This is a genomic window from Nocardia sp. NPDC050718, from assembly GCF_040654235.1.
Taxonomy (GTDB): domain Bacteria; phylum Actinomycetota; class Actinomycetes; order Mycobacteriales; family Mycobacteriaceae; genus Nocardia.
In genome coordinates, this window is record NZ_JBFAHQ010000013.1 from 50,557 (window position 1) to 75,448 (window position 24,892).

At 71.6% G+C, this 24,892-nt stretch carries 25 protein-coding genes; 6 read left to right on the forward strand and 19 right to left on the reverse strand.

Annotated elements, in window-relative coordinates; genetic code table 11:
• Positions 1 to 43: 43 nt before the first annotated feature.
• From AB0H54_RS32885 to AB0H54_RS32905, 5 genes are all read right to left on the reverse strand, one after another.
• Complete coding sequence (locus AB0H54_RS32885) at positions 44 to 2,104, reverse strand: acyltransferase family protein (protein WP_357350847.1); 2,061 nt, start codon at positions 2,102 to 2,104, stop codon at positions 44 to 46.
• 152 nt (positions 2,105 to 2,256) lie between these two features.
• Complete coding sequence (locus AB0H54_RS32890; protein ID WP_357350849.1) at positions 2,257 to 3,153, reverse strand: arylamine N-acetyltransferase; 897 nt, start codon at positions 3,151 to 3,153, stop codon at positions 2,257 to 2,259.
• 67 nt (positions 3,154 to 3,220) lie between these two features.
• A complete protein-coding gene (locus AB0H54_RS32895; RefSeq protein WP_357350850.1) occupies positions 3,221 to 4,213 on the reverse strand; it encodes a prolyl oligopeptidase family serine peptidase in 993 nt (330 codons plus the stop codon).
• A gap of 73 nt (positions 4,214 to 4,286) precedes the next feature.
• Positions 4,287 to 5,276, reverse strand: coding sequence for a TAXI family TRAP transporter solute-binding subunit (locus tag AB0H54_RS32900; RefSeq protein ID WP_357350851.1), 990 nt, complete (start codon positions 5,274 to 5,276; stop codon positions 4,287 to 4,289).
• Between the two features lie 32 nt (positions 5,277 to 5,308).
• Complete coding sequence (locus tag AB0H54_RS32905; RefSeq protein WP_357350853.1) at positions 5,309 to 7,402, reverse strand: TRAP transporter fused permease subunit; 2,094 nt, start codon at positions 7,400 to 7,402, stop codon at positions 5,309 to 5,311.
• 138 nt (positions 7,403 to 7,540) lie between these two features.
• Between AB0H54_RS32905 and AB0H54_RS32910 the strand changes: the two genes are divergently transcribed.
• Positions 7,541 to 8,722 carry a winged helix DNA-binding domain-containing protein gene (locus AB0H54_RS32910; protein WP_357350855.1) on the forward strand — a complete coding sequence of 394 codons (1,182 nt, stop codon included), beginning with the start codon at positions 7,541 to 7,543 and terminating at the stop codon, positions 8,720 to 8,722.
• Between the two features lie 195 nt (positions 8,723 to 8,917).
• Here the strand turns inward: AB0H54_RS32910 and AB0H54_RS32915 are convergent, their stop codons facing one another.
• The 4 genes from AB0H54_RS32915 to nadA all read right to left on the reverse strand — a co-directional run bounded on the left by AB0H54_RS32915 (position 8,918) and on the right by nadA (position 13,496).
• Positions 8,918 to 9,733, reverse strand: coding sequence for a phosphotransferase (locus AB0H54_RS32915; protein ID WP_357350857.1), 816 nt, complete (start codon positions 9,731 to 9,733; stop codon positions 8,918 to 8,920).
• 50 nt (positions 9,734 to 9,783) lie between these two features.
• Entirely contained in the window at positions 9,784 to 10,644 is an 861-nt protein-coding gene (gene nadC / locus AB0H54_RS32920; RefSeq protein ID WP_357350859.1) for a carboxylating nicotinate-nucleotide diphosphorylase, read from the reverse strand.
• 118 nt (positions 10,645 to 10,762) lie between these two features.
• On the reverse strand, positions 10,763 to 12,421 hold the full coding sequence (locus tag AB0H54_RS32925; RefSeq protein ID WP_357350861.1) for an L-aspartate oxidase: 1,659 nt from the start codon (positions 12,419 to 12,421) through the stop codon (positions 10,763 to 10,765).
• A 37-nt stretch (positions 12,422 to 12,458) separates the two neighbouring features.
• Complete coding sequence (nadA, locus tag AB0H54_RS32930) at positions 12,459 to 13,496, reverse strand: quinolinate synthase NadA (RefSeq protein ID WP_355283187.1); 1,038 nt, start codon at positions 13,494 to 13,496, stop codon at positions 12,459 to 12,461.
• A gap of 78 nt (positions 13,497 to 13,574) precedes the next feature.
• Between nadA and AB0H54_RS32935 the strand changes: the two genes are divergently transcribed.
• Positions 13,575 to 14,303, forward strand: coding sequence for an NUDIX domain-containing protein (locus AB0H54_RS32935; RefSeq protein ID WP_357350864.1), 729 nt, complete (start codon positions 13,575 to 13,577; stop codon positions 14,301 to 14,303).
• Positions 14,304 to 14,350: 47 nt separating this feature from the next.
• Entirely contained in the window at positions 14,351 to 14,836 is a 486-nt protein-coding gene (locus AB0H54_RS32940; protein ID WP_357350866.1) for a nitroreductase/quinone reductase family protein, read from the forward strand.
• A gap of 76 nt (positions 14,837 to 14,912) precedes the next feature.
• Here the strand turns inward: AB0H54_RS32940 and AB0H54_RS32945 are convergent, their stop codons facing one another.
• Positions 14,913 to 15,593: a TetR/AcrR family transcriptional regulator gene (locus AB0H54_RS32945; RefSeq protein WP_357350868.1), complete on the reverse strand. Its 681-nt coding sequence runs from the start codon at positions 15,591 to 15,593 to the stop codon at positions 14,913 to 14,915.
• 95 nt (positions 15,594 to 15,688) lie between these two features.
• On the opposite strand from AB0H54_RS32945, the gene AB0H54_RS32950 reads away from it, so the two are divergent.
• Positions 15,689 to 16,666: an ATP-binding cassette domain-containing protein gene (locus AB0H54_RS32950; RefSeq protein WP_357350870.1), complete on the forward strand. Its 978-nt coding sequence runs from the start codon at positions 15,689 to 15,691 to the stop codon at positions 16,664 to 16,666.
• Positions 16,663 to 17,472 (forward strand): ABC transporter permease, encoded by an 810-nt coding sequence (locus AB0H54_RS32955; RefSeq protein ID WP_357350872.1) that lies wholly within the window; start codon positions 16,663 to 16,665, stop codon positions 17,470 to 17,472. Before AB0H54_RS32950 ends, AB0H54_RS32955 begins: the two co-directional genes overlap by 4 nt.
• A 19-nt stretch (positions 17,473 to 17,491) precedes the next feature.
• Here the strand turns inward: AB0H54_RS32955 and AB0H54_RS32960 are convergent, their stop codons facing one another.
• The 9 genes from AB0H54_RS32960 to bioB form a co-directional block, all read right to left on the reverse strand.
• On the reverse strand, positions 17,492 to 18,319 hold the full coding sequence (locus tag AB0H54_RS32960; RefSeq protein WP_357350874.1) for a class I SAM-dependent methyltransferase: 828 nt from the start codon (positions 18,317 to 18,319) through the stop codon (positions 17,492 to 17,494).
• Positions 18,309 to 18,476, reverse strand: a complete 168-nt coding sequence (locus AB0H54_RS32965) for a hypothetical protein (RefSeq protein ID WP_357350876.1) — start codon at positions 18,474 to 18,476, stop codon at positions 18,309 to 18,311. Before AB0H54_RS32965 ends, AB0H54_RS32960 begins: the two co-directional genes overlap by 11 nt.
• 83 nt (positions 18,477 to 18,559) lie before the next feature.
• A complete protein-coding gene (locus AB0H54_RS32970; RefSeq protein ID WP_357350878.1) occupies positions 18,560 to 19,957 on the reverse strand; it encodes a hypothetical protein in 1,398 nt (465 codons plus the stop codon).
• A gap of 40 nt (positions 19,958 to 19,997) precedes the next feature.
• The gene (locus AB0H54_RS32975) at positions 19,998 to 20,414 is read right to left on the reverse strand and encodes a hypothetical protein (RefSeq protein WP_355283162.1); all 417 of its coding nucleotides are present in this window, start codon (positions 20,412 to 20,414) and stop codon (positions 19,998 to 20,000) included.
• Positions 20,411 to 21,526 (reverse strand): AI-2E family transporter, encoded by a 1,116-nt coding sequence (locus AB0H54_RS32980; protein WP_357350880.1) that lies wholly within the window; start codon positions 21,524 to 21,526, stop codon positions 20,411 to 20,413. The genes AB0H54_RS32975 and AB0H54_RS32980 overlap by 4 nt, the downstream gene beginning before the upstream one ends.
• Positions 21,527 to 21,649: 123 nt before the next feature.
• The gene (locus AB0H54_RS32985) at positions 21,650 to 22,183 is read right to left on the reverse strand and encodes a DUF1353 domain-containing protein (protein WP_357350882.1); all 534 of its coding nucleotides are present in this window, start codon (positions 22,181 to 22,183) and stop codon (positions 21,650 to 21,652) included.
• Between the two features lie 72 nt (positions 22,184 to 22,255).
• The gene (locus AB0H54_RS32990; protein ID WP_355283154.1) at positions 22,256 to 22,903 is read right to left on the reverse strand and encodes a DUF2567 domain-containing protein; all 648 of its coding nucleotides are present in this window, start codon (positions 22,901 to 22,903) and stop codon (positions 22,256 to 22,258) included.
• A complete protein-coding gene (locus AB0H54_RS32995) occupies positions 22,903 to 23,112 on the reverse strand; it encodes a hypothetical protein (RefSeq protein ID WP_189033945.1) in 210 nt (69 codons plus the stop codon). The genes AB0H54_RS32990 and AB0H54_RS32995 overlap by 1 nt, the downstream gene beginning before the upstream one ends.
• A gap of 26 nt (positions 23,113 to 23,138) precedes the next feature.
• Entirely contained in the window at positions 23,139 to 24,152 is a 1,014-nt protein-coding gene (gene bioB, locus AB0H54_RS33000; protein WP_019046302.1) for a biotin synthase BioB, read from the reverse strand.
• Between the two features lie 149 nt (positions 24,153 to 24,301).
• Here bioB and AB0H54_RS33005 point away from each other — a divergent pair, with 149 nt between their 5' ends.
• Complete coding sequence (locus AB0H54_RS33005) at positions 24,302 to 24,886, forward strand: TetR/AcrR family transcriptional regulator C-terminal domain-containing protein (protein WP_355283150.1); 585 nt, start codon at positions 24,302 to 24,304, stop codon at positions 24,884 to 24,886.
• The last annotated feature ends 6 nt before the right edge of the window (positions 24,887 to 24,892 follow it).

The following is a 24,892-nucleotide window of genomic DNA, read 5'->3' on the forward strand; positions in this document are numbered from 1 at the left end:
GACCGAGGGTAGCCGGACTCGCGGCGGCCGTAGGTCGCTCGCGCTACCACCAGCCGGTGATCGCGCCGATCTGCCGGCCGAGTTCGGGGGCGAGCGAGCGCGCGTAGCTGGCGGTGAGGTGGTGTTCGTCGCGGTAGATCAGCACATTGCCCTCCACCACCCGGCAGCGCTGCGGCCGGCAGACGGCATCGGAGAGGTCGAGCAGGTAGACGTTCGGATAACCGGCCGCCGGTTCCTCGGCCGGGTCGCGGGCGGCGAGGGCGGCGGCGCGATCGAGGCCGCAGCTGTCCGGATCGCCGCGGTGGGCCAGGCAGTCGGTGGCGCGGTAGAGCACCCCGTCGCGGCGCAGGCGCGGAGTGTCGCGCAGCGCAAGCACATTCAGCCCGCGCTCCTGCAGCGCCGACCACACCTCGAGGTATTCGCCGGGTACCTCGTCGCCGAGTCCGTCCTTGCGGTAGCGGGTCGAGAGCGTGAGCACCCAGTCCGGCGGCTCGGCGGCGAGCCGGTCGAGCACCTCCTGCGACCACTCGTGACACTCGGGGAACGGCCATTCGGCATAGGAGGGCTGGTCGGCGAGGGTGACCGGACAGCCCTCCTTGAGGTAGGAGATGACCCGGATGCCGTGTTCGGCGCCGAGCAGTTCCAGCGCGGGAATCCAGTGCTCGGAATGCGATCCGCCGACGACCGCGATCGAGCGGGCCGCGTCGGGATCGCCGTAGACGCAGGTGCGGACCTCCCGGTTGGGGGTGATGCAGCCATCGGTCGTCGGCGGCGGCGTGTCGGCCTGGCCTTCGAAGACGGTGGGGCGCATCGGTTCCGGCGAGTACTCCGCGCCGGAGAGCAGGGCCGCCGCCCCCGGGTACCGCACGATGTCCAGCGCCTGCGGCGGCACCGCCGGATTGGCCCGCAGCACCACCTGCCAGCCGGCCGCCGAGATCAGCACCGCGACGGCGAGCGCGGTGACCAGCGGACCGGTCACCCGGTGCCCGCCCGCCGCGATCGCCTGCCCGCTCGGGGGCAGCCGCAGCGGTGTCTCGATCAGCCGGGTCGTCAGGTAGGCCAGCACCAGCGAGACGCCGATCACCACCAGCCCGTCGACGAGTCCGGCGTGCGCGCGGCCGGTCTCGGCCAGGTAGAAGATCAGGATCGGCCAGTGCCACAGGTACAGCGGATAGGCCAGCGCCCCGAGTTCGGTGCAGACCCGCCCGGCCAGCAGGCGGTTCGGCCAGGCCGTCACCGTCGCGGCACCGAAGCCGGAGGCGATCACCAGGCAGGCCGCGGCCACCGGCCACAGCGCCGCGACGCCGGGAAACTGGTTGGCCCCGTCGAACATCGGGCCGCACGACAGCACCATCAGCAGACCCGCCGCGGCCGCGACTCCGCGCAGCGCGCGCGGCACCCGCAGGTACGACGCGGCGACGGCGAGCGCGGCGCCCGCCAGCAGTTCCCAGCCGCGCGCGACGCTGTCGTAGTAGGTCCACGCCTGATGCTGCGCGGTGCCGAACGCCGCGTACCAGAACGAGAGCAGGCCGAGTCCGGTCAGCGCGATCAGCAGGGTCGGGCGGCCCGCCCCGCCCCGGCGGCGCAGCCACGCCCACCCGGCCAGGACCGCCAGGATCACCACGTAGAACTGGCCCTGCACGGACATCGACCACAGATGCTGTAGCGGGCTGACCGAGGGGTCGGGCGCGAGGTAGTCGAGTTCGGCGGTGGCCAGATACCAGTTCTGCGCGTAGAACATCGAGGCCAGCGTCTGTGCCGCGGTCTCGCCCAGCTGGGTGTAGGGCCGCAGGGCCACGGTGGCGACGGCGATCGCCGCCAGGACGACGACCAGCGAGGGCATCAGCCTGCGGGCGGTCCGGCGCGCGGTCGCGCCCGCGGCCACCCCGCCGCGCCGTTCGACACCGCGGACCACCGCTCCGGTGAAGAAGAATCCCGACAGCACCAGGAACACGTCGACGCCGCCGGACACCCGGCCCGCCCACACGTGGAACGCCACGACCAGCGCGATCGCGACCCCGCGCAGTCCGTCCAGATCTTGACGCCGGACCGCCGAACCGCCGAGCGGTCCGGGTTGAGCTGTCGCCTCCGGCTGAACCGGCAACGCGGATTGCACCTTCGGCACCAACGACCCCACAGATTCGTCCCCACACCACAGCGCAGGGGTGTGTTTCCCGGCAAGTAACCATCAATTTGCCGTAGCGACACCGTGGAAGCAAACCGCCGAGCCGTGCGCGGGGTCGTCGATGTGAGGAGTCAGTCGATGCGCCAGGGCGCGGTCGCCAGGACCGCGGCGTCGGTGTCGTCGAGGTCGATGTCGAACACCTCGGTCAGGACTTTCGGCAGGTCGCTGGGGTCGAGCTCGCGCGCGGAGGAGGTGCCGTCGGGGTATTCGGTGGTCAGCGTCAGGTCGTCGAGGACGTGATGGGTGTCGGGAAGGAAACGCTGCACGAACGGCCGGGTGGTGAACGGCGAGCGTGGCGAGGTCGACACGAAATGATTGCCGACGGCGTAATCGATCCGGTACTGCGGTTCCAGGGTGAAGGCGTAGCGGTCCTGCCAGCCGTCACGGCCGAACTGGTGCAGCACCCACAGGTCCGCGCCCAGCACGCTGGTGCGGCGCTCAAGCCGGAAGCGCCACGCACCCAGCGCGAATTCACCGTGCGCGTCGGTCAGCTCGAACGGGGCGAGCGGCCCGTGGCCGAAGCCGACGTCGCAGATCCACACCCGCTCGTCGTCGGCGGTGGTGACCCGGACCAGGGCGTGGGTGGCCGGCCGGATGGCACCCGAGTCGAGCGAGCCCATCGTCACCCGGCCGCTGAGCCCGGTGACGCCGAAGCCGAGCCGTTCCAGGGCGGCGGCGAAGAGGGTGACGTTCTCGTAGCAGTACCCACCGCGGCGCCGGGCCACCATCTTGTCCTGGAGGGTCGCCAGGTCGAGCGGGATGCCGCGCCCGAGGATGATCTCGAGGTTCTCGAACGGCATGGCCGTGGTGTGCGCGGCGACCAGCGCGTGCAGGGTGTCGACGGTCGGTGTGCGTGGCCCGTCGTAGCCGATCCGGGCCAGGTAGGCGTCCAGATCCAGGTCTTCGCCCTGCCAGCGGTCGGCCCGCTGCGTCGGTTCGGTCACCATGTCCTTCTTTCCGGTCGACATCCGTTCGGCACCTCCCCCGACAACGCGCCGGCCGGGGCCGGTGTTCCACCGCCGACCGCGGCGCGGGTCAGGCCGCGCATTTCGCGCCCGCGGGTCTCGCGGGCGCGGTGACCACCCCCGCCGCCACGTCGACGACGTAGTCGCCGACCGCGGGCGTGAGCGGTTCGGTGCCTGCGAGCAGGCGCAGCACCACGCACCCGCCTTCGAAGAACGCGGGCCCGATGTCGTGGTTGCCGGGCACGACGGCACCGGACAGGTCACGCCCGCTGACGACGGTGTAGAACGAGAACGGCTTGCCCGCCACGGTCAGCGCGTCGCGCAGTTCCACGCTGCTGGTGAAGGGGATGACGGTGTCGGCGGTGCCGTGGATCAGGAACGCCCGGCGCATGCTCATGCGGTCGGCGAGCAGGGCGGGTGATCGCTCGGCGTAGGCGAGCGGGCAGCGGATCGGCGTGCAGCCGCCCGCGTCGCGCTCGATCTGGCGTGGCAGCGCGGGATCCACCGCCGCGCCCTGGGCCCACATCGTGAAATCGTCGGCGGGACCGTAGTTGTCGACCCAGTAGTCGAACATCCCGGCGGGCCCGTGCGCGACGGCGAGGCCGCTGGTGATGCCACCCTGGCTCCAGCCCCACAGCACCGTGGTCGCCACGGCGGGGTGCGTGTCGCGGTACCACCGGGTCGCGGCGACCACGTCGTGCCAGCCCGCCCACAGATTCCATTCCCCGGCGCGCCACGGTCCGTCGGCGCTGCGCAGGTCCATCAGCAGGATCGGCGAGCCGCCGACCAGCGCCAGCGAGGTCATGTACGGCGCGAAGTCGGCCGCGGAGCCGCCGTGTCCGTGCACCGCCACCACCAGCTGATCATCCGAGATGTCGCCCGGCGCACAGCGATACGGCTCGTACACCCGCCCGGTGGCGCGCTCGCCGTCGACAGTGATGGCCACCGGCACGACGCTCACCCCCGGCGCGCACACCGGCTGCGCGAGCGCGTCCGGCCCACTCACGAGCGCCCCACCGACCAGCACCACCACTGCCGCGAGCACCCGGCACCACTGCCTCATGCCGTGATTGTCCGCTGTCGCGGTGCGCCGGACCCGCCGACCGTGCCACGACACGCGACGGGCGGCCGCCCGCTCAGCGCAGCGCCTCCTCCGATCCGCGATGCAGCTGCACCGGCGCGGTCTTGCTCGCGGTCGCGGCGTCGATGCCCTTGGCAGCCGGATTAGCCTGGACCAGTTGCGGTTTGCGCTCGAGCAGGGTCTCGGTCAGCACGCAGGCCAGGTTCGCGTCGAGGTCGTCGCGGACGACGAGCAGGTTGGGCACCACGATGGTCGGCACATCGGCGGTCAGACCGTAGGTGGCGGCGGGGATCGGCGCGGTCTCGTAGACCGGGTTGATCTCCTTCAGTTTCGGCAGCACCCCGGTGATGTCGAGGAAGCGGACCTTGTCCTTGGCGGTGGTGAACAGGTCGGTGATGCCGGGGGTCGGCAGGCCGCCGGACCAGAACATCGCGTCGATCGAACCGTCCTTCAGCCCGTCGACGGTCTTGGTGAGATCCAGACGCTGGGCGGCGACATCCTTGTCCGGATCGAGCCCCGCCGCCTGGAGGACCCGCTGCGCGATGACCTCGGTGCCCGACTTCGGCGAACCGGTGGAGACCCGCTTGCCGCGCAGGTCCGCCAGGGAATTGATCCCGGCGTCGGACCGCACGATGACCTGGGTGTAGTTGTCGTAGAGGCGGGCCAGCGCGCGGATCGGCTGAGCGCTGGTGAAGCTGCCCTTGCCCGCGACCGCGTCGGCCGCGGAGTCGGCCAGCGAGAAGCCGACCTGGTAGGTGCCGCCGACCACCTGCTGGATGTTCTGCACCGAGGCGCCGGTCTCGGCGGCGGTGGCCTTGACCTTGCCGTCGGTGGCGGCGGAGATCTGCTCCGCGTAGGCATTGCCGAGCGCGAAGTAGACGCCGGTGGCATTGCCGGTCGCGATGCCGATCCTGGTGTCCTGCGTCACCTCACAGGTGACGGCGCCGCCCGCGTCGGTAGTCGGGGCGTCCTGCCTGCCACCACATCCGGTGAGCAGCGCGGCCGCGGCGGACACCGCGACCACGGCGACAACTGTTCTGACCATGAGGTCCCCTCTCGTCTGCGTGGATCCACGACTCACGGTGTGGCCGTGGCTGGTCGGCGTCGCCGCCGGTCGACGACGCCCGCGAGCACGGCGACGAGCAGCACCGCGAGGCCGAGGACGGTCGCGGTCGGGTCCGGGTAGAGCAATGTCAGGCCCGCCGCGGCGGCCAGGCCGCGCGGCACCGGCCCGACCGCGCCGATCCCGAACAACCAGCCCCCGGTGGCCGCCGCGAGCGCCGCGACACCGACACAGGCGGCCGCGCTCACCCACAGCACGTCGGTCGGCGCGCCGCGCCCGAGCAGGTGCTGACCGGCGTCGGTGAGCACGAACATCAGCGGCACCAGGAACGCGGGCAGCGCGTAGCGCAGGGCCGCCCACATGGTCGGCATCGCCTTCGCGCCGGTGACGGCGGCCGCGCCGACGGCGGCCAGCGCGGTCGGCGGCGTCACCTCCGAGAGCACCGAGAAGTAGAAGACGAACATCGCGGCCGCGGGCGCGGCGACGTCCAGATCGAGCAGCGCGGGTCCGATGATCACCCAGCCGATCACGAACGACGCCGTCACCGGCACCGCCAGCCCCAGCAGCGACAGCGCGATCGCCGCCAGCACCGCGGTGGTCGCCAGCACGACGGCGGGGTCGTCGGAGAGCACCGAACCGGCCCGCACCAGCAGCGACGCCAGCTGCGCGCCGAGGCCGGTCTTGGTGGTCATCGCGGTGATCACGCCCGCCGCCGCGCACACCGCGACCACGGGCAGCGCCGCGCACATGCCCAGCGACAGCGTGCGCAGGGCCGCGAGCCCGAACTGCCCCGCCTCCCGCGCCGACCACGTTCGCGCCGGCGACTGTTCCGCCGCGGCCTCGGCTCGCGCGCGCAGGATCCGGTCGGGCACGGCCAGGATCAGCGCGAGCACCATGGCGTAGACCACCGCGCGCGTCGCGCTCATCCCGGCCAGCAGCAACACCACGATGACGATCAGCGAGGAGAAGTGATAGCCGAAGCGTCCCAGCAGTTTCCACCACGGGGTCGGCAGTGGGCCGTCGGCGAGGTCGGCCGGTGCGCGCCCCTCGGCGTGGATGCGGCGGGCGTCGATCTCGACCGAGAGCAGGATGCCGAGGTAGTAGAGCAGCGTCGGGATCAGTGCCCAGCCGAGCACCGTCACATACGACACATCGAGGTATTCGGCGACGATGAACGCCGCGACGCCCAGCGTCGGCGGCGACAGGATCGCGCCGACGCCCGCCGCGGCGAGCATGCCGCCCGCCTGTTCGGGCCGGTAGCCCGCCCGGCGCAGGATCGGCCAGGTGACCGCGCCGGTGCTCACCGCGGTCGCGGTGCCCGACCCGGAGACGGTGCCGAGCAGGAAGCCCGACACCACCGCGGTGCGGCCCGCCGCGCTGTGCGAGCGCCGGAACAGCGAGACCGACAGATCCACGAAGAACCGTGCGGCACCGGAGAATTCGAGCACGGCGCCGTAGAGGGTGAACAGCACGATGTAGCTGGCCGCCACGTCCAGCGGGGTGCCGTAGAAACCGCTGCCGGAGTTGTACAGCGCGTCGACGATCTGGTCGACGTCCAGGCCCGCGTGGGCGATGGCCCAGCTCTGCGGCAGCAGGCCGCCGTAGTACCCGTAGGCCAGGAACACCAGGCAGACCAGCGGCAGGATCCACCCGGTGGTGCGGCGGCAGGCTTCCAGGATCAGGACCAGCAGGACCGCGCCGAACACGACGTCGACCGGGGCCAGCATGCCCTGCCGATCGAGGAACGCGTCGTATCCGCCACCGCCGTCGCCGATCGTGAACGGCAGCACCGGATACAGGCACACGAACAGGGTCACCGCGGCCAGCACCCAGTCCAGCGGGGCGGGCGCGTCGGCCCGGTCGAGCCTGCCCCAGCCGGAGCGGTAGCTCAGGAACACCAGCGGCAGGGCGATGGCGAGGAACACCACCAGGTAGTACTGACTGCCCTGCGGCAGCGGCCGGAACACCTGCCACAGCGCCAGCACCGCCAGCGCGAGCGCGACGACGCCGACCAGCCGGGCGGGGAACCCGGTGAGGGTGCGGGCCGGGCGTTCCTGGTCGTCGACGCCGAGTTCGGCCGAGGTCACGACCGGTGGCGCTGCGCTCATGAGCGCGACGATAACAACACCCGCCCGCGCCCGGCGGCGAAAACGGCGACCCGGAATTCTGGACAAAAGTGACAGAACTCCCGCCGTTCGGGCGACGCCGCACGCGGGAATGTCGGTGGGCCCGCCTACGATCCGCGCATGCCTTCGATCGATACCGCGCAGCGCCGGGCCCGTCTGGCGACCAGGCATCGGCTCGCGCCGTCCACCCGGTCGGCCGAGCCGACCGAGATCGCGCGCTCGATGGTGGTGCTGCACGCCACCGATCCCGCCACCGTCTATCTGTCGGTCGGCGCGCGCGGGGTCGGCCTCACCCCGGCCCACGTGGAGCGCGCGCTCTACGACGACCGTGCCCTGGTGCGTCTGCTCGCCATGCGCCGCACCATGTTCGTGGCGCCGACCGAGCTGGTCCCGGTGTTGCAGTCCTCGTGCTGCGACGCGCTGGCGATCAAGCAGCGCAAGGCCTACGGCCGCTACATCGAGCAGGCCGGTGTCGTCGAGGGCGATGTCCAGGCGTGGCTGTCCGACGTCGAGGCCGAGACCCACGCCGCGCTGCTCACCCGGGGCGCGGCCACCGGCGCCCAGCTGAGCAAGGACGTCCCCCGCCTGCGCACCCAGATCGATCCGTCGCCGGGCAAGTCGTATTCGAAGCCGACCAGCATCACCACCTGGGTGCTGGTGGTGCTCGGCGCCGAGGGCCGGATCGTGCGCGGCCGCCCCAACGGCAGCTGGACCAGCAGCCAGTACACCTGGTCCCCCGCCGAAACCTGGCTTCCCCCTGACCTTTCCCCGATCCCCGCGGCCGAGGCCAGGGTCGAGCTGGTGCGGCAGTGGCTCCGCGCGTTCGGCCCCGCCCCGGTGACCGACCTGAAGTGGTGGACCGGCTGGACCCTCGGCGAGGTCCGCAAGACACTGACCGAGCTCGATATCGTCGAGGTCGACCTCGACGACGGCACCACCGGCATCGTCCTCGCCGACGACCTGGCCCCCGACCCCACCCCCGAGCCCTGGGCCGCCCTCCTTCCCGCCCTGGACCCCACCCCGATGGGCTGGCAGACCCGCGACTGGTTCCTCGGCCCGCACGCCCCGGCCCTGTTCGACCGCAACGGCAATATCGGCCCCACCATCTGGGCCGACGGCCGCATCGTCGGCGGCTGGGCCCAGCGCCCCGACGGCGCGGTCGTCACCCATCTGCTCGAGGATGTCGGCGCCGACGCGAAGAAGCTCATCGACGCCGAAACCGACCGCACCACAACGTGGTTCGGTGACATCCGCGCCATCCCCCGCTTCCGCACGCCGCTCCAACGCGAACTCACGGCCTAGCCACCGGCGCGGCGCGCAGCTGCCCGATCCGGGCCGACACCACGATGAGTAACGCGAAGGCATCCGCCCCTGGACGGCACCCTGGTTCGTGACTTACGCAGGGCGAGAACGACATCCGCTGCTACGTCCTCGGCGACGCGCCGACCACATGATGCCGAGACGACTGGCAGCCCGCGCTGAGTGCGCTGCGCTGAGTCAGTCAGCGGTGAGGTCGAGTCGGTCGAGTACTCCGGCAAGTCCGCTGCGCACGGTCTCGGGATCATCGATGTCGGCGCCGTAGGTCACTTCGTGCCACGGTCCGAGCTGGTGCCAGATCAGGGCGCGGCGGCGCAGGGCGTCGGTGACGCCGTAGGCCGTGGCGACGGCGGTGGCGAAGGCGGCCGGCGCGCCGTACAGAGGCCAGGCCAGGTCGATCGCGGCGTCGCCGAGATGGGTGTCGCCGAAGTCGATCACGCCGGTGACGTGGTCGCCGGTGACGTGGTCGCCGGTGACGTGGTCGCCGGTGACGTGGTCGCCGGTGACCAGGATGTGTTCGGGTCCCAGGTCACCGTGCACGACCGTGTCGGCGGGGAGATCCTGTGCGGCGTCGAGAATCGCCAGGGCCCGAGCACGGCGATCGGCCGGAACCATCGGCACGACCTCGGCCCGGAACCGCCGGACGGTCGCCGCCCGGTCGTCCCTGGTCTCGGCCGCCGTGGGCAACCCGTGCCGCATCGCGTCGTCGGCGGGGCTGCCGTGCAGGGCGCGAAGGAACGCGCCGATCGCGAGACCGTGCTCGGCGGTGGGTGATTCGATCGCCGCGCCCGGCACCAGCGCGTGCCGCACGACCAGCGGCGATTCACCCACCACGGCAGGCACCGGGACCGCCAGCGGCAGTCGTGGTGCCAGCCACGGCAGCAACCTGGTCTCGCGCCGGAGCTGATCGGCGACGTCGGGCCGCCGCGGCCTGCGCTCGACCCAGCGATCGTCGATCAGGACGGCGAGGCTGTCCCACCCTTGCGAGAACTCCACTGCCTCACGGTAGAGCACCGATAGTCGGCGCTCTCGGACCCGGGACGGCCTCACATGTCCAGGCCGAGGTCCAGTACCCGCACCGAGTGCGTGAGCGCGCCGATGGCGAGGTAGTCGACCCCGGTGCGCGCGTAGTCGGCGGCCTGCTCGATCGACAGACCGCCCGAGGACTCGAGCTTCGTCGCGGGCGCCGCGGCGTCGCGACGCTGCACGGCGGCCTGGGTCTGCCACAGCGGGAAGTTGTCGAGCAGCACCAGTTCGACGTTCTCGGCCAGCACCGCGTCGAGCTGTTCGAGGCTGTCGACCTCCACCTCACAGGCGATCTCGGGGGCCAGCTCGCGCACAGCACGCAGCGCGTTCACGACCGAACCCGCGGCGACGACGTGGTTGTCCTTGATCAGCGCCGCGTCGCCGAGGCCCATCCGATGATTGACACCGCCGCCGACCCGCACCGCGTACTTCTGCAACGCGCGCAGCCCGGGCAGCGTCTTACGGCTGTCGCGGATCGCGCAGCCGGTGCCCTCGACCTCGTCGACCCAGGCCGCGGTGGCGGTCGCGATACCGGACAGGTGGCACACCAGGTTCAGCATGGTCCGCTCGGCGGTCAGCAGACCGCGGGTCGGCGCCTCGATGCTCAGCACCGCGGTGCCCGGCTCCACCCGGGTGCCGTCGGCGACCCGGTCGGTGACGGTGTAGTCCCCCGCGCCGATCACCTCGTCGAGCACCAGCAGGCCGACATCGAGACCCGCGACGGTGCCGTGCTGACGCGAGACCACCGACGCCTTGCTCACCGCGTCGGCGGGCACGGTCGCGACCGTGGTGACGTCGGGTCCGTAGCGCAGGTCCTCGTCGAGCGCGGAACGGATCAGCGTCAGCAGTTCCTCGCGGTCGAGGGCGGCATCCAGAGCCATCACTGCACTCCTGTTCTCGGGCGCGTCGCGCGCCCGCTCGATCCAGCGGCGATCCTCACCGGTACGCCGGAATTGCTTGTGCGGCAGCCGGTGCCGCGGCCTGCCGCAGGGTGGTTGGTCACCGCGCGCCGATCGACACCGCGGCATCGACCGCGACGGCGGACAGCGCGAGCGCTCCGTCCGCGCCGAGGCGAACCGCCGTGCTGTGCCGCAGGCCCTCGACCGGACCCGGGTACTCCGAGCGGGTGTGGCAGCCACGGCTCTCGGCGCGGCCCGCGGCCGCGACCAGCAGCGCGCGGGCGGTCAGCGTCAGCGCGGCGTCCTCGATCCGGCGCAGCGTGCGCGCCGCGTCGAAAACGCCCTCTCCGGGACCGGTTCCGTCGAGCGGCTGGACCGCCTGCGGTGCGGCGACATCGAGGGGCGCCACCACCGACCGCGCCGCGTCGATCCGGGCGAGGGCGGTACCGAGGCCGGCACCGTCGCGCACGACCGAGGCGTGTTCGGTCATCGCCTGCTGGACCACCGCACGGTCCGCGAATTCCACTGTCCACGCGGCGATCTCGTCGCCGCCGGTCGGTGAGCCGAGCCGCTCGGCGGCGGCCGAACCGGCTCGCTCCCCCACGACCAGCCCTTCGAGCAGGCTGTTGGACGCCAGCCGGTTCGCTCCGTGCAACCCCGTCCTGGCCACTTCACCGGCGGCGTAGAGCCCCGGCACCTCGGTCCGCCCGTCGGTGTCGGTCAGCACCCCGCCGCACTGGTAGTGCGCGCCGGGCGCGACCGGAATCAGTTGCGCCGACGGGTCGATCCCCGCCGCCAGACACGACGCGGTGATCGTCGGGAACCGGCGCGCGAAGCCGTCGATGTGGCGCGCGTCGAGGAACACGTGATCGGTCCCCGTCGCCCGCATCCGCTCCGCGATGGCCCGCGACACCACGTCCCGGGGCGCCAGGTCACCGCGCGGATGCACGCCCGCCGTCACCGAATCACCCTCGGCGTCGACGAGGATCGCGCCTTCCCCGCGCACGGCCTCGCTGATCAACGGCCGCCTGCCCACTCCGCCGGGGGTGTAGAGCACGGTCGGATGGAACTGCACGAATTCGAGATCGGCCACCGCGGCACCGGCCCACAGCGCCAGCGCCACGCCGTCGCCGGTCGCGCCGGGCGGGTTGGTGCTCGAGGCGTAGAGCTGGCCGAGCCCACCGGTCGCCAGCAGCACCGCGGGGGTGCGCACGACGCCGAAACCGTTGTCCGACACCGCGACGACGCCGCGCACACCGGCGGGACCGGTCAGCACACGCAACGCGGCGGCACCGAACAGCACCGGCAGCCCGGCCGCGTTGAGCGCGCGCTGCACCTCGGCGCCGGTGGCGTCACCACCGGCGTGGATGATCCGGCGGGTGCTGTGCCCGCCCTCGCGGGTGCGCGAGATCTGGCCGTCACGGCCCAGATCGAACACCGCGCCCAGGTCGGTCAGCGCGGCCACCGCCGCCTGCCCGCCTTCGACGATCGAGCGCACCGCCTCGACCTCGCACAGCCCGGCACCGGCCTCGACCGTGTCGCGCACGTGCGAGTCGACCGAATCGCCCCGCGGCGCGACGACCGCGATGCCGCCCTGCGCGTACTGCGTCGAGGTGTCGGTGGGCCCGCCCTTGCTGAGGATGAGCACCCGCAGCCCGCGCAGCGACGCCGTGCGGGCCGCCGTGAGCCCCGCGACGCCACCGCCGATGACCACCAGGTCGACCTCGGCCTCCCAGGAGACCGGAACCGTCGCCGTCATGGTCGTTACCGGACCGGCCGCGCGACGAGCGGCGCGGTCACTCCCCACCGCCGGGGTTGCCGATCGCGATCATCCGCTGCACCGAGGCGCGGCCCGCCTCGGCCATCGCCAGGTCGACGTGCACCTCGTCGGCGCCCTCGACCAGGCAGCGCAGCAGCGCGGCCGGGGTGATCATCTTCATGTACTTGCAGGAGGCGCGATCGTTGACGGCCTGGAAGTCGATGCCGGGTGCCGCCTTGCGCAGCTGGTGCAGCATGCCGACCTCGGTCGCCACCAGCACCTGGTTCGACGTCGAGGCCTTGGCCGCGTCGATCATGCCGCCGGTGGACAGGATGTGCACCCGCTCGGCCGGGAACGCCCCCTCGCCCGCCAGGTACAGCGCCGAGGTGGCGCAGCCGCACTCCGGGTGCACGAACAGCTCGGCGTCGGGGTGGGTCCGGGCCTGCTCGGTGAGCTCGTCACCGTTGATGCCCGCGTGCACGTGGCACTCGCCCGCCCAGATGTGCATGTTGTCGCGGCCGGTCTCGCGCTTGACGTGCGCGCCGAGGAACTGGTCCGGCAGGAACAGCACCTCGACGTCGGGGTCGATCGAGGCGACCACGTCGACGGCGTTGGACGACGTGCAGCAGATGTCGGTGAGCGCCTTCACCTCGGCGGTGGTGTTGACGTAGGACACCACCTTCGCGTCCGGGTGCTCGGCCTTCCAGGCACGCAGTTCCTCGGCGGAGATGGAGTCGGCCAGCGAGCAGCCGGCGCGCTGGTCCGGGATGAGGACCGTCTTGGCGGGGCTCAGGATCTTGGCGGTCTCGGCCATGAAGTGCACGCCGCAGAACACGATGGTGTCCTCTTCGGCCTCGGCCGCGATCCGCGACAGGGCCAGCGAGTCGCCGACGTGGTCGGCCACGTCCTGGATCTCGGGCAGCTGGTAGTTGTGCGCGAGGATCGTGGCGTTGCGCTCACGCGCCAGCCGCCGCACCTCCTGCGCCCACTCCGGCGTCGCTTCGACACCCGTGTACCCCGTGGGTCCGTCGAAGACCGAACCCATCAGCGTCGGCTGCGCGGTCGTCGTCGCCATGGTGGCTCCCTTCCTCGTGCGAACGGCTTCCTCGCCTCGATTCGCACCAAACCAGGTTTTCGACTTACAATCGAAAACGTGCCCCATAGTAACACCATCCACGAATCGCTCACCGCGGTGTTCCAGGTTCGCCGCTTCCCCGCCGACGTTTCCGCAGGTAGAGGCATCGAGGGCCGCTCGAGGCACCCGGAATTGGCGGTTCTGCTGTGGGAGCGGGCGCTCGATCCGCAGAAGGGCACCTGGTCGCTACCCGGCGGCCGATTGCGCGACGACGAGGACCTCGACGCCTCGGCCCGGCGCCAGCTGGCCGAGAAGGTCGACGTGCGCGAGCTGGCCCATCTGGAGCAGCTCTCGGTGTTCAGCGCGCCCGATCGCGTCCCGGCACCGCGCCGCATCGCCTCGGCCTATCTCGGCCTGGTCCCGCTGACCACCGAGCCCGAACTCCCGGCCGACACCACCTGGCACCCGGTCTCGGCCCTCCCGGACATGTCCTTCGACCATCGCACCGTCGTCGACCACGCCCGCACCCGCCTGGCCGCCAAGCTCTCCTACACCAATATCGCCTACGCGCTGGCCCCCGACACCTTCACCATGTCGACCCTGCGCGAAATCTATTGCGCGGCCCTGGGATACGACGTCGACACGACCAACCTCCAGCGAGTCCTCTCGCGCCGCAGGGTGATCACCCCCACCGGCGCCACCGCCCCCTCCGGCCGCGCGGGCGGGCGCCCCGCCGCGCTCTACCGGTTCAGCGACTCCGGCCTGCGGGTCACCGACGAATTCGCGGCCCTGCGCCCGCCGAGCTGAGCGCGCACCCACCGAATCTGTCGGTGGCCGCTGTCAGACTGGCGGGCATGGGCGACGACACCGCGAAGACATCGATCACCTCCTACGACGATCCGGAAGCGCCGTGGAACAAAGAGTTCAGCCCGGACGAGATGGCCGGCTGGAACGACGGCGTCATCACGGAGTTCCGGGCGAACGACGGGCAGGTCGGCGGCGACTACAAGGGCGCCACCCTGCTGCTGCTCACCACGACCGGCGCGAGGAGCGGCAAGCCCCACGTCGTTCCCCTCGGGGCGCTGTACCGCGGCGACGTGCTGTACGTGAGCTCGTTCATCGAGGACCGCTACCCGGCCTGGTATCACAACGCGAAAGCCGATGCGCGGGTGACGATCGAGCTCGGCGGCGACCGCTTCGCGGCGACGGCGGACGTGCTCACCGGCGAGCGTTATGACGAGTTCGCGGCCTGGGCGCTGGCGGAGAATCCGCTGCTGGCCGAGTACCAGGCCAAGGTCGACAAGCCGCTGCCGCTGGTGATCCTGCGCCGGGCGCAGTAACTCCGGCCGCTCGAACCCCGAGCCGGGCGGCCCAGGTCGCCCGGACTCGGCTCGACTTCGCCTGTCGCGCAACGGCTCACGCGCGCGGCAGGATGCCGAACAGCAGCGCGTCGATACCGGCGGCGAACACCGCGTCGTTGTCGACCGACGCGCCCACGCCGGCGGGTGCCGTGCCGAACAGCGTGGTCAGATTCGGATACTCGCGCGCCGGATCGCCGGTCGAGGCCGCCAGCGCGCCGCCGAGATCCCCGGTCGACAAGCCCGCGCGCTCCCGCGACGCGAAGTTCGCGCCCCACCCGGAGAGCATCGCGACGCCCATCATGACCGCGCCCGCGTCCAGCCCGGCCTGCGCCAGTGTGCCCGCCATCCGGTCCAGGTAGCGCACCGAGTTCGGGCCCATGCTCGACGGCACTGCCTGCACCAGCCACGGATGCCGACCGTGCAGGGCGCGCGACTGCTGCGCCAGCGCGAGCACGTCGGCGCGCACGTCGCCGGTCAGCTCCGGGTACCGATACTCCCCCGCCACCCGGTCGACCATCAGTGCGATCAGGTCGTCCTTGCCGTCGACGTACCGATACAGCGAGGCGGCCGCCGTACCGAGCTCGTCGGCCACCCCGCGCATCGAGACCGCGCGCAGCCCGCCCGCGTCGGCGCGCCGCACGCAGGCGTCGGCGAGCTGGTCGAGGGTGTACGCCGGGCGCGGCCCCGGCCGGGGCGCCGCGCCGCGCGACCACAGCGAGGTTCCGGTGTGCGTCATACCTGCCAGCATGCCGCAGATCCCTAGTTGCGAACAGTGTTAGCAGATGCGTATCCTGCAATTGCGAACACTGTTCCCAATGGAGGGAGATTGCCGTGCATGCCATCGACGCCGCTGCACTGACCAGGACCTATGGCGACAACACCGTGGTGGACGGGGTGGACCTGCGGGTACCCGCCGGCCAGGTGCACGCCCTGCTGGGGCCGAACGGCTCGGGCAAGACCACCACCGTGCGCATGCTGGCGACGCTGCTGCGCCCCACCTCGGGGCGGGCCGCGATCGGTGGATTCGACACCGTCACCCACGCCGAGGACGCGAAGCGGCAACTGGGTCTGGTCGGCCAGTTCCACGCCGTCGACCCGCGCCTGACCGGGCGGCAGAATCTGGTGATGCTGGCCCGGCTCAACGGCTTCCGCGCGACGGCGGCCCGGCGGCACGCGGGCGAGCTGCTCGACCGCTTCGAGCTGGCCGAGGCGGCCGACCGGGTGGTCCGCACCTACTCGGGCGGGATGCGGCGCAGGCTCGACATCGTCGCGGGCATGATCGTGCGCCCCGCCGTGCTGTTCCTGGACGAGCCGACCACCGCGCTCGATCCGCACAGCCGCAACGAGATCTACCGGTACGTGCGCGATTTCGTCGCCGAGGGCACCACCGTGCTGCTCACCACCCAGTACCTCGACGAGGCGCAGCGCCTGGCCGACGCGATCACCATCCTGGAGGCGGGCCGGGTCGTCGCGGCGGGCACGCCCGCGCAGATCCTCGCGGCCGTGCCCGCCGGGCTCGACCTGATCGTCGACGATGCCGACCGCTACGCCGAGATCGCCGCGGTGCTGGCGACCTTCGGTGGCGCGCCATCGGATTCCCCACCAGCGCAGCGCCTTTCACCGATGGAGCTGTCGTTCACCTTCACCGGCGATGCCCCCGGCCTGCTACCGGTGCTGCGCGCGCTCGACGCCGCCGACATCACGGTGCGCGATATCGGCACCCGCGCGACGACGCTCGACGACGCGTTCCTCGCACTCACCGGCCGCGACCGGGTCGCGGCGGGTGCGCGGAAGGAGGTGCGGGGATGAGCGCCACCGAGACCCGGTCGGTCTCCGTGTACACCGGCGCGGCGGTGCTGTTCGAGCGCGTCCTGACCAACTACCGCAATTCGCCGGGCCTGTTCGCGATCACGCTGGCCGCGCCGCTGGGCATGATGCTGCTGTTCGGCTTCGTCTTCGGCGGCGCGCTCTCCGGGGGCAGCGACGCCGCCGCCTACCGCGCCTACCTGGTCCCCGGCGTGCTGGTCCTGGTCGCGGCGATGGGCCTGACCTCCACCGCGTCCACCGCGAACGCCGACCTGCACAGCGGATTCACCGACCGGCTGCGCGCGCTGCCGCTGTCGCCCGCGGCCGCGCCGACCGGCTTCGCGCTGGCCGAAACGGTGGTCGGGGTGCTGGCGCTGGCGCTGATGTCCGGCATCGGCGCGCTGCTCGGCTGGCGGGTGGACGCCACGGTGGGCGAGGTCGCGGTGGCGATCGCGCTGCTGCTCGCCTTCCGCTGCGCGCTGTCGTGGCTGGGGATCGCGCTCGGCGCCGCGATCCGCGACGAGCAGATGCTCCAGCAGACGGCACCGCTGATCTTCGGCTCGATCATGTTCTCGAACGTGTTCGTCCCGACCTCGACCATGCCGTCGGTGATCGCCACGATCGCGGAGTGGAATCCGGTGAGCGCCATCGTCGCCGCGCTGCGCGAGCTGCTCGGCGCCGACCTGTCCGCGACCCGGGGCGGCGCCTGGCCGATGCAGCATCCGGTCGCCGCGGCGGCCGCCTGGATCGCCGTACTCTTCGCCCTCGCGATCCCGATCGCCGTCCGCCGCTACTCGGCGGATACCTGATCAACCCCGCGTGGCGGGGTCAGGTCCGCGCTGCCCGCAGCGAGTACAGCAGCGGCACTCGTGGCATGCCCGCCGGTGCCCGGTAGCCGCGCTCGTCCTGTTCGAGGAAGGCGAAGCGTGGGGAGACGGTGAAATCGTGCTCGCGCAACGACTCCACCCGCAGCCCGGCGGCGGCCACGGCCGAGACGACCTCGCCGATGCCGTGCCGCCAGCCGACGGTCACATCGGCGGTGGTCACCGCGTAGGGGGCGGCGTAGCTGCCCGGCACCAGTTCGACGACCGGCGCCGGGTCGAAGTAGTCGTCGATCACGGTGCGGCCGTCGTCGGGGCTGAGCAGGTCGCCGACCGGATGGAATTCGCTGAGGTAGAGGAATCCGCCGGGCGCCACCAGGGCCGCGACCGTCTCGGCCCAGCGACGCAGGTCGGGCAGCCAGCACAGCGCGCCGAGGCCGGTGTAGACGATGTCGAAGGTGCGGTGGGCCAGCGCGTCGACCGCGTCGTACACCTCCGCCTCCACGAATTCGGCGTCGTCGGCGCCGATCCGCGCGGCCAGCGCACGCGCGGCCGCGATCGCGGGCGCCGAGAAATCCAGACCGGTCACGACGGCGCCGCGCCGGGCCCAGCCCAGGGTGTCGGTGCCGATATGGCATTGCAGGTGCAGCAGCCGCTTGCCCCGTACGTCACCGATCTCGCGGATCTCGAAGTCGCGCAGGTGTTCCCGGCCCGCGACGAAGCCATCGAGGTCGTAGAGGTCCGAGCGGACGTGGATCGGGGCGCGTTCGTCCCAGTGCGCCCGGTTGAGCCGGACCCAGTCGTCGGCGTCGCCCGGCGGCGGTTCAGCTGTCATAGCGGCGATCTCGGTGTTTCGCCGAGCGCCGGTAGGTGCGGCCGCTGGGCACGGCGGTGGCGGCGGACGAGCTGCGCAGCGCGTGCCGACGTCGCCAGGCGGCGAGATCGGGCCGCTCGGCGGGTTGTTCGGTGCTGGTGTTCTCGGTGGCGCGCACGGCCAGGTCCTCCCCCGGTGCAAATGCTGACCGGTCGACGGTAGGTGGACCGGCACCGTGCGCGCCACCGGTTTTCCGTGGCATCACCGCGCGCCGGTCCGGACCGCGACCAGGAGGTGGGCCAGGGTGAGCAGCAGGTCGCTGTCGGCGAGGACGGCCGGACCGCCGTCGATCGACCGGCCGCGCAACGTCTGCCGCAGGATCGCGCTCGCGGTGGTGCCGAGCGAGCCGTCCGGCTCGGGGAACACCGCGGTGGGCAGATGGTCGGTCGAGGCGATCAGGGTCACCCGTTCCGCGCCGCCCGCGCCCCGCCAGTCCCAGCTCAGCCATGTCCAGCGCAGGGCACCGTGGTCGTCGACGACGGTGCGCATCCGCCCGACGACGCCCGCGCCGAGCTCGAAATACGAGGGCGGACCGAAGCGCGGTTCGGCCAGCCGGTAGTGCGCGAAGTCCGGATACCGGTCGAGGCCGTCGCCGTTCCCGGCACCGAGCACATCCACCGTCACCCGGCGCTTGCGCCCGGCGGCGTCCCAGTCCGGATCGACCTCCTCGGCCTCCAGCAAGCTCCGGGTACCGAACCGCGCGTCTTCGAAATAGTCTGCCGCCCAGGGATATCGGTGACTTTCGAGCACATTCCAACCAGGCACGACGACCCCCTCGCCCGCGACGACACCGGTCACCGTGGTGGCCTCCGGGATCCCGTCCCGCGGCACCGGGATCCACGCCGAGACCGCGGCGGCGACCAGAACCACACCGGCGCCGGGTATCCCGAGTCGAGCCACCCGCCGACGGGGTCCACCGCCGGTGTGCGCGTCCGGCCGTTCACCACGGCCCAGCACGTCCTCCGCCAGGCCGTCGACCGGCCGATCAATGCTCGCTCCGCACACGCCGCCGACCGGCGAGACCGAGCGACCGACGACCACCGCCACCGCGCACCCGGCGAGCAGCACCAGAACCCCGCCCTTGCCCAGGAGCACCAGCCCGGCCCCGTACACCGGCGGCAACAGCGCGAGCAGCATCGCCCACACCGGCCAGAACCGGACGACCGACCGCACCCCGGACACCACCACGGTCGCGCTGATCGCGAAGACCCAGGCCGCCAACAGGTCCAGGCGCAACGGCAGGTACTCCGCCCCCAGCCGCACCGTCAGCACACCGAGCAGGCCGACGGCGGCGATCAGGCCCGTCAGCCCGATGGCCATGTCGGTGGCCGGATCCCGGGACAGCGCGGGCCCGCGCCGCATCGCGATGCCGAGCGTGGCCGCGGCGATTAGTACGCACAGCACGGCACCGAACCCCGCGTACCCGCTGTCGACGGGCATACCGATCTCGCGCCAGGTCCGCCGGAACGCCCACCCGGTCGCCACGACGACGAACACCCACCCCACGAGCCGAGCGACCGGCACGGCCGAGCCCGTCCGGCGCCGAGCACCCGACTCCCCGAGCGCCGGACCGGCGATCGACGTGGCTGGCGCGGACATGGTGGCTCCGGTCTGTCGAGACAGCGAGACCCCGGTCGGCTCAGTACCGAACGGGCTCCCAGGTGGACACCGCCCACAGGACGGCCAGATCGAGCAGGATCACCACCACCGACCACCACGGGTAGTACGGCAGCGACGCGAAATTCGCGATGATCGACACCCCCGCCAGCCCGGCCGCGACCAGCAGCGCCCAGCGCGCGCCCAGGATCATGCCGAGCGCGACCGCGACCCCGAACACCCCGATCAGCAGATGCAGCCACCCCCACGTGGTGATATCCAGCTCGAACGTGTACGGCCGTGTGCCGTCGAAGATCTCGGCACCGGCCACGCACGCGATGCCGCGCAGGATCTCCAGAATGCTCGCGACCAGCAGCAAGGCGACACCGAGCATGGTGATTCCGGCCGCGACGCCCTGGGTCACCGGACGCGGGGGCGGCGCCACCATCGTCGTCGTCACGGCCCCTTCGCTTCCGGCTCCGCCTCCGCTTCCGCTTCTTCCGGCACCGGTTTCGGCAGCGGCGCGCCGATCAGCACGTCGGCCCACCGGGTCGACGGGTCGATATCGAGCAACAGCGCCTTGACCAGCAGGGTCAGCGGGATGGCGAGCAGGGCCCCGAGCGCGCCGATCACCCACGCCCAGAACACCAGCGACAGGAAGGTGATGGTCACGCTCAAACCGACCGCGTCACCGACGAATTTGGGCTGGATGATCGACTGGATCACGAAGTTGATCACCGAATAGACCACGATCACCCAGATCATCAGCACCGGGCCGCTGTCGAGCAGCGCCAGTAGCGCGGGCGGGATGACCCCGATGACGAAGCCGATGTTCGGGATGTAGTTGGTGATGAACGACAGCAGCGCCCACAGGATCGGCAGCGGCACGCCCATCAACCACAGTGCGCCACCGTCGATCACCGCCACGATCGCGCCGAACACGGTGGACACGACGAGGTATTTGCGGGTGCCCTCGGTGAACGACAGCAGCGCGCTCGCGATGGCGGGCCGCTGCTTCTGCACCACGGCCATCCGCTTGTCCATCGTCATCCCGTCGACGGCCATGAACAGCAGCAGGGCGAGGACGAAGAACAGATTCGAGAAGACCCCGAGCACGCCGCCGAGCAGTTCCTCGACGACCCCGGCGATCTTGCCGACGTCGATCCCGTCGAGCACCTTGTGGACCTGCTCGGAGCTGATGCCCAGGTCCGACAGCAGCCCACGGACGTTGTCGAGCAGCGAGTTCAGCTTGTCGCCGTATTCCGGGAGCAGCGAGGCCAGCTGCCACGCCGACACCACCAGCGCCAGGCCGATCCCGAGCAGGATCCCCACCACCGCGAGCAGGGCGATGATCATCCCCACCCACGTCGGCCACCCGCGCCGCTGCGCCCACCCCTGCAACGGCTGCACCGCGATGGTGAGCATGAGGGCGAGGAAGACCGGTCCGACGATGCCCGAGAAGACTTTCAGACCCGCGATCGCGACGACGCCGGCGGCCAGCGACAGCAGCACGATCAGTCCGCGGGGAATCGACCAGGACGGCGCCGCGGCACCCGTGCTCGGCTCGGACATCGACACTCCCTCGGTCTGGTGAACACCGCCGGAGAAGACTTCGCGCAGTGTCGCACAGTCCTCCGGGACCGACGCTAGGGAGCGAACGGGCCGCGCACATCGCCCGTTCTGGGTGAAGTGTGGCTAGGCCGTCTTCATCTGCGGGCCCGGCGGCGGCGCGGTCGTGCGCCTGCCGAGCCTGCCGATCGCCCAGAAGGCCAGCTCCACCACCCAGAACAGCCACAGCGCCACGGTCACCACGACCACCGGCACCGCCAGGAACAGCAGCGACGGCACCGCGATGACGATCCAGCGCGCGATGTCACCGGGTGTCGCGCCGCACAGGTGACTGCCCAGACGCACTGCGGCCCACATCATCCAGCGGCGCGGCGTCGAGACCGCGAACTCGTGCAGGCAGCGGCGGAAGATGCCGTCGGCGTCGGCGCGGCTGACCGTGCCGGTGCGGCACAGGTAGTCGTGCAGGATCGCGGCCCTGGTGTAGGCGCCGTAGCGCGGGATCAGCCAGACCAGTGCCCGTGGCACCGAGGCGAAATCGGTGCGGAAGCCGGCCGGGACCGTGAAGGTCTGTACCGCACCCTGATACGTGAGCGGCTCGATCAGCCGCCAGAATGTCGCGTCCAGCTCTTCGACGACCGGACCGCCTCCGATGAACCCCACGACCCACTCCTCCCGAGCCGTCCACCTGCCGATATCGGCGATGGTAGCGCCGGTCGGGGGCGCGGGCCGCGCTCAGACGCGCGGTTGCGGACTCGAATCGAAATCGCCGCTGGGACGATATTCCTCGGCCGGTCCGGCCACCGGATAGTCGTCGAATTCGGCCGGTCGCAGGTCGCCGAGCAGACCCGCCGAGCCCGAACCGAGATCGGTGCGCGGATGCAGCGCGGCCAGGAACAGCAGCACGAGCGCGGCGAGGAAGGGTTGCACGAGCAATGCGAGGTCGGTGCCGACTTCCGCGGGGAGCGCGATGATCTGACCGATCGCGGGATCGTGCGGACGCGGATGCCGCTGTTCGGCGACCGCCTCGCCGAGCCACATCATCACCGCCGCACCGAGTCCCGAGGCGAGCAGGATCCCCACCACCAGCGCGGGACCGCGCACGCTGCGCACCCGCCACGCGGCGATCGTGGTCAGCACCGCGACCACCGCGCCCAGGCACAGGAACATCCCGACCGCGTCGAACAGGTGCAGGCTCTCGCCGGTGAGGACGGCGGCACGCCCGGGCTGGGTCACCCGCAGCCGTTCGGTCGGCGCGAGCAGACCCCACGCCACCCCGGCCGCCGCGCTCGCCACGAGCACGACGACCGCGACGACGCCGACGCCGATCACCTCACGGCGCAGGACCTCCGGGCGCGGCGCGGCGCCGACCTCGGCGACCACTACCGGCGTTCCAGCTGCGCCGATTCGATGACCCCGTGCCGGGAGCACTTGGCCCACCAGCCGTCTGGGCTGACCTGCACGATCATCCGGCGGCCGCACTGCTCGCAGAACCGCGGCGGCTCGAGCCCGAGCGCGGCGGCCGCGGGCATCGCGTCGTCGAGCCCCGGCACGATCCGCTTGCCGGTGAACGGGTTGTAGCGCTCGTCCATATCAGTCACCCTACTGCGCCCGCGTCTCAGAGGGTTTCGTTGAGCGCCTTGATCGGCATCTTCAGCTCACCCAGCAGATCGAGATCCGATTCGGCGGGACGGCCGAGGGTGGTCAGGTAGTTGCCGACGATGACGGCGTTGATGCCACCGAGCATGCCCTGCTTGGCGCCCAGGTCACCGAGGGTGATCTCGCGGCCGCCGGCGAAACGCAGGATGGTGCGCGGCAGCGCCAGGCGGAACGCGGCGATGGCGCGCAGCGCGTCGGCCGCGGGCAGCACCTCGAGGTCGCCGAAGGGGGTGCCGGGGCGCGGGTTGAGGAAGTTCAGCGGCACCTCGTCGGGCTCGAGCGAGGCCAGCTGCGCGGCGAACTCGGCCCGCTGCTCGATGGTCTCGCCCATGCCGAGGATGCCACCGCAGCAGACCTCCATGCCTGCTTCGCGGACCATGCGCAGGGTGTCCCAGCGCTCCTCGTAGGTGTGCGTGGTGACCACCTTCGGGAAGTGCGACTTGGCGGTCTCCAGGTTGTGGTTATAGCGGTGCACGCCCATCGCGGCGAGCTGGTCGACCTGCTCCTGGTTCAGCATGCCCAGCGAGCAGGCGACCTGGATGTCGACCTCGTTGCGGATCGCCTCGACGCCCGCGGCGACCTGCGCCATCAGGCGCTCGTCCGGGCCGCGGACCGCGGCGACGATGCAGAACTCGGTGGCGCCGGTCTTGGCGGTCTGCTTGGCCGCCTCGACGAGGCTGGGGATGTCGAGCCAGGCCGCGCGCACGGGCGACTGGAACAGGCCCGACTGCGAGCAGAAGTGGCAGTCCTCGGGGCAGCCGCCGGTCTTGAGGCTGATGATGCCCTCGACCTCGACCTCCGGGCCGCACCACTTCATCCGCACCTCGTGGGCGAGTTCGAGCAGCGCTTCCAGGCGGTCGTCGCCCAGGCGCAGGACCTCGACGGTCTGCGCCTCGGTGAGGCCTTCACCGCGCTCGAGCACCTGCTCACGGGCGATGGCCAGAATGTCGGTCTGGACGGGTGCCTGTGTCACGACGTGATGTCCCTTCGACGGGGTTCGCGCACGAGCACGGGTGTGATCCACCCGGCGTGGCCGTGCAACTTGAACGGTGTTCAGGCTAGGGTAGCGGGTGCGAGTGAGACACGACACTCGGGTCGGTGAATCTCTGGGGAAGGACACGCGTGCAACTGCGGAAGACGGATGTGGTCGATGCCGCCGTCGCGATTCTGGACCAGTACGGTCTCGGCGACCTGACGATGCGACGGCTGGCCGGATCGCTGCAGGTCCAGCCCGGTGCGCTGTACTGGCACGTGAAGGACAAGCAGTCGCTGCTCGGCGCCGTCGCCGACCGGATCCTGGCGCCGATGGACGAGCCGATCACCGCCGTCGACTGGCCCGAGCAGCTCACCGAACTCGCCCACCGGCTGCGCGACTGCCTGCTGGCCTACCGCGACGGCGCCGAACTGGTCTCGGCCACCTACGCCTCGCGGCTGACCACCAGCAAGGCCCGCGAGCGCCTCGCCGGCATCGTCATCCGCGCCGGAATGACCAGGGAGGAAGCCGAACTCACGGCCTACACCCTGCTCTACTACGTGCTCGGCCAGACCGTCGACGAGCAGTCCCGCATGCAGATGGATTCGGTGGGCGCGCTCACCGACGACGCCTCCCCGCTGCACGACACCCCCGACCCGACCGCGCGTTTCGACTTCGGCCTGCAGTTGTTCATCGCGGGCGTGCGCACCATCCTGGGCACCCGCGTCCGCTGAGGCGGC

Excerpts from the sequence above, each read along its gene's own strand:
- AB0H54_RS32960 (WP_357350874.1), bottom strand. The coding sequence starts at position 18,319 with ATGACAGCTGAACCGCCGCCGGGCGACGCCGACGACTGGGTCCGGCTC.
- nadA (WP_355283187.1), bottom strand. The coding sequence starts at position 13,496 with ATGGCGACGACGACCGCGCAGCCGACGCTGATGGGTTCGGTCTTCGAC.
- AB0H54_RS32940 (WP_357350866.1), top strand. The coding sequence starts at position 14,351 with ATGGGCGACGACACCGCGAAGACATCGATCACCTCCTACGACGATCCG.
- AB0H54_RS32995 (WP_189033945.1), bottom strand. The coding sequence starts at position 23,112 with ATGGACGAGCGCTACAACCCGTTCACCGGCAAGCGGATCGTGCCGGGG.
- AB0H54_RS32905 (WP_357350853.1), bottom strand. The coding sequence starts at position 7,402 with ATGAGCGCAGCGCCACCGGTCGTGACCTCGGCCGAACTCGGCGTCGAC.
- AB0H54_RS32925 (WP_357350861.1), bottom strand. The coding sequence starts at position 12,421 with ATGACGGCGACGGTTCCGGTCTCCTGGGAGGCCGAGGTCGACCTGGTG.
- nadC (WP_357350859.1), bottom strand. The coding sequence starts at position 10,644 with ATGGCTCTGGATGCCGCCCTCGACCGCGAGGAACTGCTGACGCTGATC.
- AB0H54_RS32910 (WP_357350855.1), top strand. The coding sequence starts at position 7,541 with ATGCCTTCGATCGATACCGCGCAGCGCCGGGCCCGTCTGGCGACCAGG.
- AB0H54_RS32900 (WP_357350851.1), bottom strand. The coding sequence starts at position 5,276 with ATGGTCAGAACAGTTGTCGCCGTGGTCGCGGTGTCCGCCGCGGCCGCG.
- AB0H54_RS32955 (WP_357350872.1), top strand. The coding sequence starts at position 16,663 with ATGAGCGCCACCGAGACCCGGTCGGTCTCCGTGTACACCGGCGCGGCG.
- AB0H54_RS32970 (WP_357350878.1), bottom strand. The coding sequence starts at position 19,957 with ATGTCCGCGCCAGCCACGTCGATCGCCGGTCCGGCGCTCGGGGAGTCG.
- AB0H54_RS32890 (WP_357350849.1), bottom strand. The coding sequence starts at position 3,153 with ATGTCGACCGGAAAGAAGGACATGGTGACCGAACCGACGCAGCGGGCC.
- AB0H54_RS32945 (WP_357350868.1), bottom strand. The coding sequence starts at position 15,593 with ATGACGCACACCGGAACCTCGCTGTGGTCGCGCGGCGCGGCGCCCCGG.
- AB0H54_RS32895 (WP_357350850.1), bottom strand. The coding sequence starts at position 4,213 with ATGAGGCAGTGGTGCCGGGTGCTCGCGGCAGTGGTGGTGCTGGTCGGT.
- AB0H54_RS32980 (WP_357350880.1), bottom strand. The coding sequence starts at position 21,526 with ATGTCCGAGCCGAGCACGGGTGCCGCGGCGCCGTCCTGGTCGATTCCC.